We start from the raw sequence: 13,771 nt of genomic DNA, 5'->3' as shown, positions 1-13,771 counted from the left end.
TTCGGCCTCGTCAAAAGGCGCATTCCATCGTCAGTAGTTTCAGCAGGTTTCAATGGCATAGCCAACTGTGGAGGCTTTAGCCAATTTGTTTTTTTGATATCCGACTTTAGTTGGAGTGCCCTTTCCGTCGGACTAGACGCTCTCGGTTGGCTTTTCCATGAACAATACAGACGCGTGGCCGATCTCCCGATCAGGCTACAGAACGAGGCATAACTGAGTAGTCTTGCGTATGAATTGTGCGAAGGTCCGCATTTTTGAAAACTGGAGTTGATTTATAAGGATATTCCACGGTGTTCTATGGCAGTGTAGGCGCGCTCTCGGAAGGCGTCAGTTCAAATGTTGCCTCTTTTTAGGGCGAACGAGGCAGGCGCCTATATTAATTGACTCCTTTTGCATTATATTCGTAATATTTTGTGTCAAAGGCTGAATTTGTGAACCTGTAGTTATTCCGTCTGGTTATTTAATAAAAAAAGCTAAAGTTGATATTAAAGCGCCATTAATTTTATGTACTAACCGGGGAGTAGAGCGGTTACTGATCCTTTTCGCAATTAACCATCCATGACACGCCAAACCGATCGACCAGCATCCCGAAACGTGGCGCCCAGAACGTCGCGTTCAATGGCATTTGAATACTTCCACCCTCCGCCAACGCAGCAAATACCTGCTCTGCCTCCGCCACACTGTCGACATTCAACGAAACCGAACAACCGCTCATGCCCGTGGTAGGGCGATCAGGTGTGGTGTCCGACCCCATGATCGCCTGATCGCCCACCAACAGACGCGTATGAATGATCAGGTTGTGGCAGTCCGCCGGAACGTGGTCACGAGCCGGGGTTTCACCGAAGGTCATCATGACTTCGATCTTGCCAGGCAAGCTTTTGGCGTAGAACGTGAAAGCGGCCTGGCAGTCGCCGTTGAAGATCAGGTAGGGGTTGATTTTCATGATCGGCTCCCGGTCATGGAGTGGGGGCCATCGGGGGCTCATCCTCGAGTCCCGATGGGCATTGACTCTCCATAGCAAAGCGCTAAAACGTAGCGAGTGATGGTGTTTTTTTAGATGTCTTTACTATGGGCGAGGCGAGGCTTATCGCGTCATATCCACGTAGAGTGGATGGCTCATTCCACGTACTGTAGAGCCTGCCGCGCTTCTCTGATATCCGCTACCGAGTCCATCGCTCTATGCCTGTCCTTATCCGTTTCGCCTCGTTGCTCGACCAGGCCAGACGTGCCTTGCTGCTGGTCTGGGGAACGTCTCGCGGGCTGTTTCTGGGGTTGGTGCTGGCGACGCTGATCGCCGGTGTGCTGCCGGCACTGGCGGCCTGGTTGGGGCAGCGGATTGTCGATGCGGTCGTCACCGCCATGCAGTTGCACGCCCAGCAGGGCAGCGCACCGTTGTGGCCGGTTGTGCGCTATGTGTTGTTTGAGGCAGGCGTGCTTGCGTTGCTGTCCGGGACGCAGCGCGCACTGTCGGTGCAGCAGTCGTTGTTGCGGGTGCAGTTGGGGCAGAAGGTCAACACGATGATTCTGGAGAAGGCCCAGACGTTATCGTTGGTCCAGTTCGAAAATTCCGAGTTCTACGACAAGCTGGTTCGGGTGCGGCGCGAAGCGTCGACCCGGCCGTTGGCGCTGGTGATGAAGTCGCTGGGGCTGATCCAGAACCTGATCGTGTTGATCAGCTTCGGTGTGTTGCTGGTGCATTTTTCGCCGTGGGCGCTGGTGTTGCTGGTGGTCGGGGCGTTGCCGGTGTTTTTTGCCGAAGCGCATTTTTCCGGGGATGCCTTTCGGCTGTTCACGCGCCGGGCGCCGGAGAGTCGGCAGCAGAACTACATCGAGACACTGCTCTCCCATGAGGGCTACATCAAAGAGGTGAAGCTGTTCGGTTTCGCGCCGCTGCTGTTGAAGCGTTATCGGGACACGTTTGCTCGTCTTTACGCCGAAGACCGACGCCTGACACTGCGTCGCGATGGCTGGGGTTTTGTGCTGGGGCTGCTGGGCACCGCTGCGTTTTATCTGGCCTATGCCTGGGTCGTGGTCGATACCGTTCACGGCAGCATCAGCCTCGGGCAAATGACCATGTACCTGGTGCTGTTCAAGCAGGGGCAGGCCGCCGTGAGCAGCAGCTTGAGCGCGATCAGCGGTCTCTACGAGGATGGTCTTTACCTGTCCAGCCTCTACGAGTATTTGGCCGAGCCGGTGGTGGCCGACACCGGAAGCCTTATCGTGGGCGCGGTGCCCGGCGATGGTTTGCGTTTCGAGAACGTCGGTTTCCGTTATCCGGGGGCGAGCCGAGCCGCTTTGCAGGGCATCGATCTGCACTTGTTGCCCGGACACAGCGTTGCACTGGTGGGGGAAAACGGTTCGGGTAAAACCACGCTGATCAAGTTGCTGACTCGGCTGTATCGCCCCGACCAGGGCCGTATTTTACTGGACGGCAGCGATTTGCAGTCCTGGGCAGAAGAGGCGCTGAGACGGCGCATTGGCGTGATCTTCCAGGACTACATTCGCTACCAATTCTCCGTGGGCGAGAACATCGGCGTGGGCGATACCCAGGCGTTCAACGATGAAGCGCGTTGGCAGCAGGCGGCCGCCGAGGGCATGGCCGCGCCTTTCATCGAGCGTCTGGATCGCGGTTACGCCACGCAATTGGGGCGGTGGTTCGCCGGTGGGCAGGAACTGTCCGGTGGGCAATGGCAAAAGATCGCCTTGTCTCGCGCTTACATGCGCCGCGATGCCGATATCCTGATTCTGGATGAGCCAACCTCGGCCCTGGACCCGGCGGCGGAAGCGGCGGTGTTCGAGCATTTCAGCCAACACACCGAAGGCCGCATGACGTTGCTGATTTCTCACCGCTTCTCCAGCGTACGCAATGCCGACCACATCATCGTGCTGGACCAGGGATCGATCCTTGAGCGAGGCGATCACGACAGCCTGGTCGAAGCGGGTGGGCGCTATGCGCAGTTGTTCAACGTGCAGGCTCGCGGTTACCGATAGCCTGAAGGCACCTCTATTTTCTTGTGGGAGCGGGCTTGCTCGCGAAGGCGTCGGGTCAGCCAGCATCAATGTTGGATGGCACACCGCTTTCGCGAGCAAGCCCGCTCCCACAGGGGATTTTGTGCAACGGACCCTACCATTCGTCCGCAATATTCATTTACCTATAAGTTCTGACAGTAGCGCATGTTCCCGAACCGGTGTGTGATGAACCAGCGTCCCAAGGGGGGCAAGGTTAATCACTCTCATGGAAAGAATAATGAATGTTCCGTCTGCCGCAGAAGCGCTCATCGACCTGCCGCCACCGTCCATCAAGGAAAACCCCGACAACACCAACCTGAACCCGGTGGCGGTCAAAGATACCCTGACTGCCGTCGTGCAGTACGCCCTGCAACCCACCGACAGGATCAGTGTGACCTGGACAGGCGCGGCGGGCACCCCGGCCGAGGGTTCATACACCACGGGTTTCGTCGAGGCCGGTAGTACATATCCCAGAGAAATACCGCTGTACACAGCAATGGTGGCCTTTAATCTGGGCAAAACGGTGACGGTGACCTACACCGTTATCCGAGAGAACTCGGAGCCTGTGACCTCGCTACCGCTGACATTGAATGTGTTGCCGCTTGCGCAAGACGCGCTGCCCAGACCGTTCATTACACAAGCACCCGACTATGGCGCAGGTTCGGTGCTGGACGTGAGAGACCTGACTGAATTCACCCTGCGCATGAACGGCTGGCCACTGATCGCTTATGGTCAGTACGTGTGGCTGCACCTGAAAGGAACCAACGCCGACGGTAGCCTTTTCAACGTTACGTACTGGAAGGCTCCCACCGACAACGTCAGTCAGCCCTGGATCCGCTACGGCTTTCATCAGCAAAACTTTTCGGCCAACCCACTGAAAGGGCTCAAGGACGGCAGCACGCTAACCCTGGAGTTCAAAGCGGCACTGGGCAGGAGCCTGAATGAGGATGAGGCGGTGAGGTTTGCGTTACGAACCTACACCGTCAGAACGCTTGCAGCGGTGCAATTTCCGCCACCGTCCATCAAGGAAAACCCCGACAACACCAACCTGAACCCGGTGGCGGTCAAAGATTCCCTGACTGCCGTCGTGCAATACGCCCTGCAACCCACCGACAGGATCAGTGTGACCTGGACAGGCGCGGCGGGCACCCCGGCCGAGGGTTCATACACCACGGATTTCGTCGAGGCCGGTAGTACACATCCCAGAGAAATACCGCTGCGCAATGCAGTGGTAGCCTTTAGCCTGGGCAAAACGGTGACGGTGACCTACACCGTTATCCGAGAGAACTCGGAGCCTGTGACCTCGCTACCGCTGACGTTGAAGGTGCAGACTATCCCGGCAGATAAGTTGATTGCCCCGGTGATTACCCAGGCGAACGGTACGGCGGTGTTGGATTTGAAAGACGTGTTGGAGGGCGCGACTCTTCTGTTTGGCAGCTGGCCACTTATTGCCGCCGGGCAGCGGGTTTGGCTGGATCTGGAAGGTCGGAAAGCCAATGGTGACACTCACAATCTTACGATGTGGGTGGGAGGGCGCAACTCGGTCACTCGAGGGTGGGCCTCATCCGGCAGTTTCAGCACCTATGTTGCGTACAGTTACCTGCGGGAACTGGGCGATGGAAGCACACTGTCCATCAGGTTCAAGTTGAATATGGACAAGGTGGCGAATCTGGCGACAGCCGTGGCCTTTCCAGTACGTACTTATACCGTCTTGGGTCTTTAAAGAAGGGCGTAGCGGAATCAGCAAGTCGCGTGCCGGCGTCGCGGGTCTGATAGGCCGTCAAGGTTCTTCAGTTAAAACAAATCACCCGTCCTGCCGGCCCCCGACCATTCGCAGCCTTCCAGCGTCAGCAACCGCTTTTTCGCCTCAAGTCCACCGGCAAACCCGGTCAATTTTCCCGACGCGCCAATCACCCGATGACACGGCGCGACAATCGAAATCGGGTTTTTACCATTGGCCGCGCCCACCGCCCGCACCGCGCCGGGATTGCCGATCTGCCGGGCAATCTCGCTGTAGCTGCGCGTCTGGCCAAACGGAATGGTCAGCAACGCCTGCCACACCTGCTTCTGAAAGTCCGTCCCGACAAAGTCCAGCTCCAGCTCGAAACGATGACGCGTGCCGGCAAAGTATTCCTGCAACTGCTGTGCGGTGCGCACCAGGATCGGTTTGTCCGCCGCTTCTCTCATCGGCCCCAGCCTTACCCGGCCGGGTTTGTCGTTTTCCCAGAGGATGGCTGCCAGTCGCGCGTCTTTGGCGACCAACTTTAACTCGCCGACCGGCGACGCCAGGGTGGTGAAGGTGTAGGTCATGCCGACGGACTCCGCAAAAGTGCTGAACAGGCGGCCAAGCATACTGCCTCGTCGGGGAGGCGCAATACGCAATCCCGGCCATACTTGCCTACTGCTCTTGAACCGATCCCTCTGTTCTTGTACAGAGCCTAAAAACAAAAAGAGACCGACTCATGAAGTTCGAACCTTTTGCCAAATCGCTCATGGCGACCACATTGGCGCTGAGCTGCCTGACGGCTCACGCGGCCTCCGTTGCCCCGGTCGCGGCCGAAAACGGCATGGTCGTTACCGCCCAGCATCTGGCCAGCCACGTCGGCGTCGATGTCCTCAAGAACGGCGGCAATGCTGTCGATGCCGCCGTGGCGGTGGGTTATGCGCTGGCGGTGGTGTACCCCGCGGCAGGCAACCTGGGCGGTGGCGGTTTCATGACGATTCAATTGGCGGACGGGCGCAAGACCTTCCTCGACTTCCGTGAGAAAGCCCCGCTGGCCGCCACCGCCGACATGTACCTCGACAAACAGGGCAACGTCGTCCCGGACCTCAGCACCCGAGGCCATCTGGCCGTCGGCGTGCCGGGCACTGTCTCGGGCATGGAACTGGCCCTGAAGAAATACGGCACCAAACCCCGCAAGGAAGTGATCGCCCCGGCAATCAAGCTTGCCGAAGACGGCTTTGTGCTGGAGCAGGGCGATGTCGATTTGCTGGAGTACGCCACCGATGTCTTCAAGAAAGACATGCGCGACTCGGGCTCGATCTTCCTGAGCAACGGCGAGCCGATGCAGGTCGGCCAGAAACTGGTGCAAAAAGACCTGAGTAAAACCCTGCGGGAAATTTCCGAGAAGGGCCCCGATGGTTTCTATAAAGGCTGGGTGGCCGACGCCATCGTCACCTCCAGTCAGGCCAATAAGGGCATCATCACCCAGGCTGACCTCGACAAATACCAGACCCGCGAACTGGCACCGATCGAGTGCGACTACCGTGGCTACCACGTGGTCTCGGCGCCGCCGCCAAGCTCCGGTGGCGTGGTGATCTGCGAGATCATGAACATTCTCGACGGCTACCCGATGAAAGACCTGGGCTACCGCTCGGCTCAGGCCATGCACTACCAGATCGAAGCGATGCGCCACGCGTATGTGGACCGCAACAGCTACCTCGGCGACCCGGACTTCGTGAAAAACCCGATCGCCCATTTGCTGGATAAAAACTACGCGACCAAAATTCGCACTGCCATCGACCCGCAAAAGGCCGGCGTGTCCCGTGAGCTCAAACCCGGCGTAGCGCCCCACGAAGGCAGCAACACCACCCATTACTCGATCGTCGACAAATGGGGCAACGCAGTGTCGGTAACCTACACCCTCAACGACTGGTTCGGCGCCGGCGTGATGGCGAGCAAAACCGGGGTCATCCTCAACGATGAAATGGACGACTTCACCTCGAAAGTCGGCGTGCCGAACATGTACGGCCTGGTACAAGGGGAGGCCAACGCCATCGCCGCCGGCAAAGCCCCGCTGTCGTCCATGAGCCCGACCATCGTCACCAAGGACGGCAAAGTCGTCATGGTCGTCGGCACTCCCGGTGGCAGCCGCATCATCACCGCAACCTTGCTGACCATCCTCAACGTGATCGACTACGGCATGAACATCCAGGAAGCGGTGGATGCGCCGCGTTTCCACCAGCAGTGGCTGCCGGAAGAAACCAACCTGGAGAACTTCGCCACCAGTCCGGACACCAAGAAGATGCTCGAAAGTTGGGGACACAAATTTGCCAAGCCGCAGGACCCCAACCATATCGCGGCTATTCTGGTAGGTGCGCCTTCGCTGGAAGGCAAGCCAGTGGGCAAGAACCGCTTCTATGGGGCGAACGACCCACGGCGTAATACCGGGTTGTCACTCGGTTACTGAAACAGGCGATCATCGGCCACCTGAACTCCCCGGGTGGCCCTGATCCCCGTAGGAACTGCCGAAGGCTCGGGCCGCGATCGGACGATCTTTTGATCTTGCTTTCGCTGACATCAAAGGCCAAAGATCGCAGGCTGCGCCAGCTCCTACAGGGGCTCGAACGCAGCCTCGCAAGCTCGACAGCTGCTACACAGGCTAAAAGGGAGTTGAAATCCATCGTTCCAGCGACCTCTCTAAGGAAGGAAGCCATGAGCACCGCACTCCTGATCATCGACGTCCAACGCGCGCTGTGCACCGGCGAATATGAATGCTTCGACATCCAGCGCATCATCGAAACCATTAATGGCCTCAGTACCAAAGCCCGAGCCGCCGGACTGCCGGTGATCCTGATCCAGCACGAAGAAGAGGGCGACCTGCTGCAATACGGTGGCGAAGGTTGGCAACTGGCCGACGGCCTGAAGACTTCACCCCAAGACCTGCGCATGCGCAAAACCGCCCCGGATTCGTTCTACCAGACCCACTTGCATGAACAGCTGCAAGAGCTGGACGTCGAGCGCCTGATCATCTGCGGCCTGCAAACCGACTACTGCATTAACGCCACCGTGCGCCAAGCGCATCAATTGGGCTACGACGTAGTGCTGGCGGCCGACGCCCATTCCACTATCGACAATGGCACGATGAGCGCCGAAGACATCATCGCCGAACACAACAAGGATCTGGCGCATCTGACCGGTTCCGTGGCGCGGATCGATGTCGTGCCGGCCAGCGAAGTCAAAATCTAGAACCAAGGGGCTTGTTCTGATTTCAGTCAGTTAAGTGCAATCTATGTGGAAGCGGGTTTGCCCGAAATTTGAGCGACAAAAATCCTGTAGGAGCGAGGCTGCCCGTGAAGAGGCCATACAAGAACAAGCGCCTTTTCGCGCTTGTCTCGGCATACTGGCGCGCTCAAAGAATGGAATCTGCCCATGCCCCCGACCTTGTTCTGCTCTAACGCTCGCTGCGCTTTACTGCTGATGTTTCTCGCATTCTCTGCCGCAGCCCCCGCCAGTAGCTTCGATTGCACCAGTGCCGCCAGCCCCAGTGAAAAAGCCATTTGCGCCGACCCCTATACTTCGAAGCTGGACCAAAAACTGGCAAAAATCTGGCGTTCGACGCTGGCAAAAGTCGCCGACCCTAAAGCTTTAAAAGAAGACCAACGTCAGTGGCTGAAACAACGCAATCACTGTTCAGACCAAATCGATTGTCTGCGCCAGCAATACCTGATGCGAATCACCGAACTCGAATACGCAGCCATTCCGTTTAACTGGGACACCACTTGGCAGCGCATTCCCTGGGGCGTTTCGACGGGAGCCGAGTTGAAGACAACACGTCGGGACTCGACTCATCTGGGTTTCGAAATATCGGCTGCGAGTGGCGCCAATTCTGGCAACCTGAACGGCATCGCCAAACTCGACGGCACCCTGGCGCATTACATCGAAGGCGCCTGCGCCTTGACCTTCAAAGCCATCAATGGCGTTCTCGATGTCACACAAGAAGGTGCCGATGCCGACTGTGGAGCCGGCATGGGTGTGTTTTACGCTGGGCGTTATGTAGCGTCCGAACAGGCTTTGGCTCTGGACTACAATTTGCTCAGTCTGGGTCTTGTGCGTACGCAGCAGGAAGATGACGAGCTGCGGCAATTGCTCAAGGACGATTACCAGACGTTGATGGACAGCAGCAGTTCCAGGCTGATCGGTGACGAGTCGAATGACCTGCCGGGCGCTGAAGTGACTGAAATGTGGGTGCGCGGGCTGGGCAATACCAATGCCGCCATTCTCATGCGTGCAGCAGACGCCCGGTTTTGGCTGGTGCTGCTGGTGTTCGATGAGCAGAACAATTCTCGAGCCCGTTACTACACCAACATGTCGAGCTGGAAAGGGCGCTTACCCGATGCACTGCAACGTTGGTATGACGAGCGAGCGAAAGGACAGATTATGCCGTTGGACCTGATGCCCTAAGCCGCTATGCAATACGGGCTCATTCAGGTTGAAGACTATCGGTCCCAAGACAACTACCCAGGGCTGGAAGCATTCGCTGCGCCTATGGCATGGTCAAAAAAATACACCATGCAGCGAACGGGATCAGAACGATGGAGGAGGGGGATGAGGTCGGCGCCAAGACGTCGACGGCACTGCTGAAGGCGTTCAATCTTTGCGTGTTGCACCTGGGGCGTTTTGCTAGTCGATCGCCATGGCAGCCTCTACAGCCAGTTCACCCTGTGGCTCGGCGCCAATCTGCAGATCACGGCGATTGTGACCGGCGCGCTGGCCGTGGTGCTGGGTGGCGATGTGTTCTGGTCACTCATTGGTTTGCTGATCGGCCAGTTGCTCGGCGGTGCGGTGGCGGGCGCGAATTTTCGTGGGCATGAAGTCGCCACCATCGGGGGCTGGGCAGTACCGGCCTGATGGCCTCCCTGCTGTACTTGAGCGTGGTGTTCGGCAAGGTCACGGTGTCGACCCTCAACGCTTATGGCAGCTTCATGTGCGTGGCCACCATTATCAGTGGCTTTCGTCGTGGCTTCGAGATATCCGCCGGCAAACGCATGCTGTTTGTGCTGGCGATAGTCGGAGCGTCCACCACGCTCGCGTTGCTGGGTCAGTACTCGTTTCTGAGCACGTTCAAGTACTTCATTCTCTTTCTGCTGACCTTCTTCACGCCGTGGCGCGCGATCAATCTGGTGGATTACTACTTCATCAACAAGGAGCGTTATGACATTCCCGCGTTGTCCGACCCGGCGGGGCGTTATGGCCGCTGGAATGTGTTGGGGATCAGCGTGTATGTGCTCGGTGTGTTGGTCCAGCTGCCTTTTGTCGACACTCACTTCTACTCCGGACCGATGATCGCGCAGCTCGGCGGTGTCGATATTTCCTGGATCGTCGGGCTGGTGGTGCCGGGCGTGCTCTATTACTGGCTGGCCAGGACATCAGCACTTGCGGTGGCGGTCGAGCGCAGTTCGCAGGCTTGAATGCACAGTCATTCAAGGGCTTGCGCAGTTGGCGCAGCGCTAGCCTCCTTGTCTTCAAGCGTCTCCTATACTGATCCGCGTTGACAGGTTCAACACAGATACCGAATGCCGTTGGAACAGCAAGCAGGGTTCCGGCGGCTTCCCTGCGACTCAACAGTAAGGAGAACGAAATGGCAATCCGTATTGGCGACGAAGCACCGGACTTTACCGCTGAAAGCACCGAAGGCACGCTGCATTTCCATGAGTGGATCGGCGACAAGTGGGCGATTCTGTTCTCGCATCCAAAGGACTTCACCCCGGTGTGCACCACGGAGCTTGGCTACATGGCAGGGCTCAAGCCGGAGTTCGACAAGCGCAACACCAAAATCGTCGGGCTCAGTGTCGACCCTGTCAGCAACCATCAGACCTGGGCCAAAGACATCGAAGAGACCCAGGGCCATGCGGTCAACTACCCCATGATCGGTGACGAGAACCTGGTGGTGGCGAAGCTCTACGACATGATTCATCCGAATGCCAGTGGCGGCGCACGGACTGCGGTGGACAACGCCACGGTGCGTTCAGTGTTCATTGTCGGCCCGGACAAAAAGGTCAAGGCGATGCTGATCTACCCGATGAGTGCCGGGCGTAACTTCGATGAGGTGCTGCGTCTGCTCGATTCTCTGCAACTGAACGCCAAGCACACCGTCGCCACGCCGGTGAACTGGCGTCCGGGCGAGGACGTCATCATTCCCACGTCGGTCTCCGATGAGGACGCCAGGAAGAAATACCCGGATGGCTTCAAGACGCTGAAACCTTATTTGCGCACGGTGGCGCAACCGAAGTAACCCATCTGTTCGGAGATCTCCAACATGGCCGTCCAGGTCCTGCGCGTTGATGCATCCCACATCGACACAGTCGCCAGTCTCTTCGACGCCTACCGAGGCTTTTACGGCCAGCCCTCGAACCTGATGCAGTCGCGCGATTTCATCGCCGAGCGCATCGCCAGGGACGAATCGGTGATTTTCTTCGCCGAGGACTCCACGGGCGAAGCGCTCGGCTTCGTCCAGTTGTACCCAACGTTTTCCTCCATCGACGCCCACCGCACCTGGTTGCTCAGCGACCTGTTCACCACACCTGCCGCCAGGGGAAAAGGGGTAGGGACGCTATTGATGAACACCGCCCGAGCCTTTGCGCTATTGACCGGCGCCAAGGGCATGGTGCTGGAAACCGCCACGGACAATCACGTCGCGCAACGGTTGTACGAGTCATTGGGCTATGTGCGCGATACGGGTTACTACACCTACTGCCTCGACTTGAAGCAGGTGCAAACCTGTGGGAGCGAGCCTGCTCGCGATGACGGCGGTACATTCAGCAGCAATATTGGCTGACCCGCCGCCTTCGCGAGCAGGCTCGCTCCCACAGATCTACGGTGTTCAAGCCCCTAACTGACTGACCCAAGCGCCAGCCATTTTCTATGCAAGGTTCGAAACCCTCGCTCAAGGCGCCCCAAACAGCATCGTCCAATAAACCCCCTCGTTGCTGCGCGAGTCGGCGGCATACGCCGCGCCGACCTGGGTAAACATCGGGTTCATCAGGTTGGCGCAATGCCCGGGGCTGGCCAACCAGCCGGTCATCGCCTTGCTGGGCGAGCCTTGCCCGGCGGCGATGTTTTCGCCGATCTGCCGGCCACGGTAACCGGCAGCTCTGGCGCGATCCGCCGGCATATCACCGTCGGGATCCTGGTGGGCGAAGTAGTTGCCGTAGGCCATTGCCTTGCTGTGGCCTTGGGCGGCGGCACCCAGGGCGGCATTCCAGGTCAATGGCCGCGCGGCGGCAAAGCGTTGACGCCCACACATACGTGGCCTGGCCCGTGCCGCATTGACCTGCGCCAGCAACGCCTTGCCCGCTTCACGCGAATCGCCGATACGCCCATCGAGCACCGGTTGTGCCAGCACCACCTGCCATTCGCTACGGGCGCGAGTGACGCCGATGTCGGCGTACTGGGTATCGAGCAGCGCCCCGCAGTAGTCGCTTTGGAGCATGTCAAACGCCTCATCGGCATCTTGCGCGCCGACCACGCGAATGGTTCGCACCGCAACCGCTTGATAGCCGTTAGCTTTCAAGGCGTTGCGCAAACCGCCGCCATAACCAACCGGCAAGGCCAGGTCCGATTTCAGCGACAGTGGCCGCAACGGCTTGACCGCACGCCCCGCGCAACGATCGGGATCGGCGCGATAGTCGTTGATGACCTCCGCCAATTGCCGCTCCCCGCTGGCATGGGCGGGGCTGGCGAGCAGCGGGAGCAAAGGCATCAGGCACAGCGAGATAAAGCGGCAGCAGCGGACGGTTGGGCGCATGAACGGACAGCTCTGATGAGTTGACGACGATAGGGGGGACGGGGACGAGCAATGACCGTAGGAACGCTTCGTTGGGTGAGCTTCCTTTACGGCACGGCTAAGACTGCGGGTCTGAAGACTGGTTCACGGGGGGAGGAGACAAATTTGGCGGCGAGGCGCTGGCTCAGGGGGCATTCATGGGGCGTGTGACCTTGATCTGTCGGCCTTTTCGTGGAAACGGTTCGATGGAATATGGCGAAATGCCTCTCGTCGGGGGACAAAGCAGCAATTTTGCGCTTTTCAGCTATGCTTCCGGCATCTGGAGGGTGCCATTACGTACTGGCACACAATGCGCAGGGAAGGGAAAGCAAAAATGGATCAGGTGCATTGCGTGCAAGTTATCGCTGTGACCGGCGGCAAGGGTGGCGTGGGCAAGACGACGGTGGCGGTTAACCTTTCACTGGCGCTGGCGAAAATGGGGCGGCGCGTCGTACTGCTGGACGCCGATCTTGGCCTGGCGAATATCGATATTTTGCTGGGGCTGACCCCGCGCTACACACTGGCCGATGTCATCGAAGGGCGTTGCGAGCTTTCCGAGGTACTGGTGCCAGGGCCAGGGGGGATTCGTGTGGCCCCGGCCTCTTCTGGCTTGCAGAACATGACTCATCTGGAGCCTGCGCAATACCGTGCGCTCATCCAGTCCTTTAGCGATATTGGCGACAAACTGGATGTGCTGATTATCGACACGGCCGCCGGTATCGGTGGCTCAGTGGTCAATTTCATCCGTGCGGCGCAGGAAGTGATGGTGGTGGTGTGCGATGAACCCACCTCAATCAGCGGCGCCTACGGACTGATCAAATTGCTCAACCTGAACTACGGCCTGCGCCGTTTTCGGGTGCTGGTCAACATGACGGCCAGTCCGGCGGAAGGCCGCAATCTGTTTGCCAAGCTGGAAAAGATTACCGATATGTTCCTGGATGTCTCCCTGCAATACGTCGGCGCGGTGCCAAACGACGAATGCGCGCACAAAGCGGCGCAGAAGGGGCGTGCAGTGATTGAAGCCTTTCCCCGCTCCAAATGCGCTCAAGCCTTCCAGGCCCTTGCTCACAACGTCGACACCTGGCCATTGCCGACCCACCCCAGAGGGCATGTGGAGTTCTTCGTTGAGCAACTCGTGCACAATTCCGGCCGGTGAGCCTGTCGGGATGAAACGCAGAACCCCGGAGCGGGTCTCCGGGGTTTTCATGTTCTCTCTA

General features: G+C 58.5%; 10 protein-coding genes and 2 pseudogenes. 9 read left to right on the top strand and 3 right to left on the bottom strand.

The features are described from left to right. Positions 1 to 529 precede the first annotated feature (529 nt). Positions 530 to 943 carry a VOC family protein gene (locus tag QMK51_RS18395; protein WP_320391171.1) on the bottom strand — a complete coding sequence of 138 codons (414 nt, stop codon included), beginning with the start codon at positions 941 to 943 and terminating at the stop codon, positions 530 to 532. Positions 944 to 1,179: 236 nt separating this feature from the next. On the opposite strand from QMK51_RS18395, the gene QMK51_RS18390 reads away from it, so the two are divergent. Further along, entirely contained in the window at positions 1,180 to 2,991 is a 1,812-nt protein-coding gene (locus QMK51_RS18390; protein ID WP_320391170.1) for an ABC transporter ATP-binding protein, read from the top strand. 256 nt (positions 2,992 to 3,247) lie between these two features. Further along, the gene (locus tag QMK51_RS18385) at positions 3,248 to 4,732 is read left to right on the top strand and encodes a hypothetical protein (protein ID WP_320391169.1); all 1,485 of its coding nucleotides are present in this window, start codon (positions 3,248 to 3,250) and stop codon (positions 4,730 to 4,732) included. A gap of 71 nt (positions 4,733 to 4,803) precedes the next feature. Here QMK51_RS18385 and QMK51_RS18380 read toward each other — a convergent pair whose 3' ends face one another. Beyond that, entirely contained in the window at positions 4,804 to 5,319 is a 516-nt protein-coding gene (locus QMK51_RS18380; protein ID WP_320394535.1) for a methylated-DNA--[protein]-cysteine S-methyltransferase, read from the bottom strand. Positions 5,320 to 5,471: 152 nt separating this feature from the next. On the opposite strand from QMK51_RS18380, the gene ggt reads away from it, so the two are divergent. From ggt to QMK51_RS18345, 6 genes and pseudogenes are all read left to right on the top strand, one after another. Continuing rightward, complete coding sequence (ggt, locus tag QMK51_RS18375) at positions 5,472 to 7,199, top strand: gamma-glutamyltransferase (protein ID WP_320391168.1); 1,728 nt, start codon at positions 5,472 to 5,474, stop codon at positions 7,197 to 7,199. A 245-nt stretch (positions 7,200 to 7,444) separates the two neighbouring features. After that, positions 7,445 to 7,978 carry a cysteine hydrolase family protein gene (locus tag QMK51_RS18370; RefSeq protein ID WP_258696593.1) on the top strand — a complete coding sequence of 178 codons (534 nt, stop codon included), beginning with the start codon at positions 7,445 to 7,447 and terminating at the stop codon, positions 7,976 to 7,978. Positions 7,979 to 8,161: 183 nt separating this feature from the next. After that, complete coding sequence (locus tag QMK51_RS18365; protein ID WP_320391167.1) at positions 8,162 to 9,193, top strand: lysozyme inhibitor LprI family protein; 1,032 nt, start codon at positions 8,162 to 8,164, stop codon at positions 9,191 to 9,193. A gap of 189 nt (positions 9,194 to 9,382) precedes the next feature. Then, a pseudogene (locus tag QMK51_RS18355) lies at positions 9,383 to 10,200 on the top strand (cytosine permease). A 170-nt stretch (positions 10,201 to 10,370) separates the two neighbouring features. Continuing rightward, positions 10,371 to 11,024, top strand: a complete 654-nt coding sequence (locus QMK51_RS18350; protein WP_258696587.1) for a peroxiredoxin — start codon at positions 10,371 to 10,373, stop codon at positions 11,022 to 11,024. 24 nt (positions 11,025 to 11,048) lie between these two features. Beyond that, positions 11,049 to 11,501: pseudogene (locus QMK51_RS18345) on the top strand (GNAT family N-acetyltransferase); the annotation flags it as partial. 174 nt (positions 11,502 to 11,675) lie between these two features. Here the strand turns inward: QMK51_RS18345 and QMK51_RS18340 are convergent. Beyond that, positions 11,676 to 12,536 (bottom strand): CAP domain-containing protein, encoded by an 861-nt coding sequence (locus QMK51_RS18340; protein ID WP_258696586.1) that lies wholly within the window; start codon positions 12,534 to 12,536, stop codon positions 11,676 to 11,678. A 352-nt stretch (positions 12,537 to 12,888) separates the two neighbouring features. On the opposite strand from QMK51_RS18340, the gene QMK51_RS18335 reads away from it, so the two are divergent. Beyond that, the gene (locus tag QMK51_RS18335) at positions 12,889 to 13,710 is read left to right on the top strand and encodes a MinD/ParA family protein (protein WP_258696585.1); all 822 of its coding nucleotides are present in this window, start codon (positions 12,889 to 12,891) and stop codon (positions 13,708 to 13,710) included. Positions 13,711 to 13,771: the final 61 nt, after the last annotated feature.

The organism is Pseudomonas sp. P9_31, assembly GCF_034008235.1.
GTDB lineage: Bacteria > Pseudomonadota > Gammaproteobacteria > Pseudomonadales > Pseudomonadaceae > Aquipseudomonas.
Note: the sequence above shows the minus strand (reverse complement) of the source record. Positions and strands in the feature narration are given on the sequence as shown.

Bases quoted from the DNA above. Each gene is read 5' to 3' on its own strand.
- QMK51_RS18395 (WP_320391171.1), bottom strand. From the start codon at position 943: ATGAAAATCAACCCCTACCTGATCTTCAACGGCGACTGCCAGGCCGCT.
- QMK51_RS18390 (WP_320391170.1), top strand. From the start codon at position 1,180: ATGCCTGTCCTTATCCGTTTCGCCTCGTTGCTCGACCAGGCCAGACGT.
- QMK51_RS18385 (WP_320391169.1), top strand. From the start codon at position 3,248: ATGAATGTTCCGTCTGCCGCAGAAGCGCTCATCGACCTGCCGCCACCG.
- QMK51_RS18380 (WP_320394535.1), bottom strand. From the start codon at position 5,319: ATGACCTACACCTTCACCACCCTGGCGTCGCCGGTCGGCGAGTTAAAG.
- ggt (WP_320391168.1), top strand. From the start codon at position 5,472: ATGAAGTTCGAACCTTTTGCCAAATCGCTCATGGCGACCACATTGGCG.
- QMK51_RS18370 (WP_258696593.1), top strand. From the start codon at position 7,445: ATGAGCACCGCACTCCTGATCATCGACGTCCAACGCGCGCTGTGCACC.
- QMK51_RS18365 (WP_320391167.1), top strand. From the start codon at position 8,162: ATGCCCCCGACCTTGTTCTGCTCTAACGCTCGCTGCGCTTTACTGCTG.
- QMK51_RS18350 (WP_258696587.1), top strand. From the start codon at position 10,371: ATGGCAATCCGTATTGGCGACGAAGCACCGGACTTTACCGCTGAAAGC.
- QMK51_RS18340 (WP_258696586.1), bottom strand. From the start codon at position 12,536: ATGCGCCCAACCGTCCGCTGCTGCCGCTTTATCTCGCTGTGCCTGATG.
- QMK51_RS18335 (WP_258696585.1), top strand. From the start codon at position 12,889: ATGGATCAGGTGCATTGCGTGCAAGTTATCGCTGTGACCGGCGGCAAG.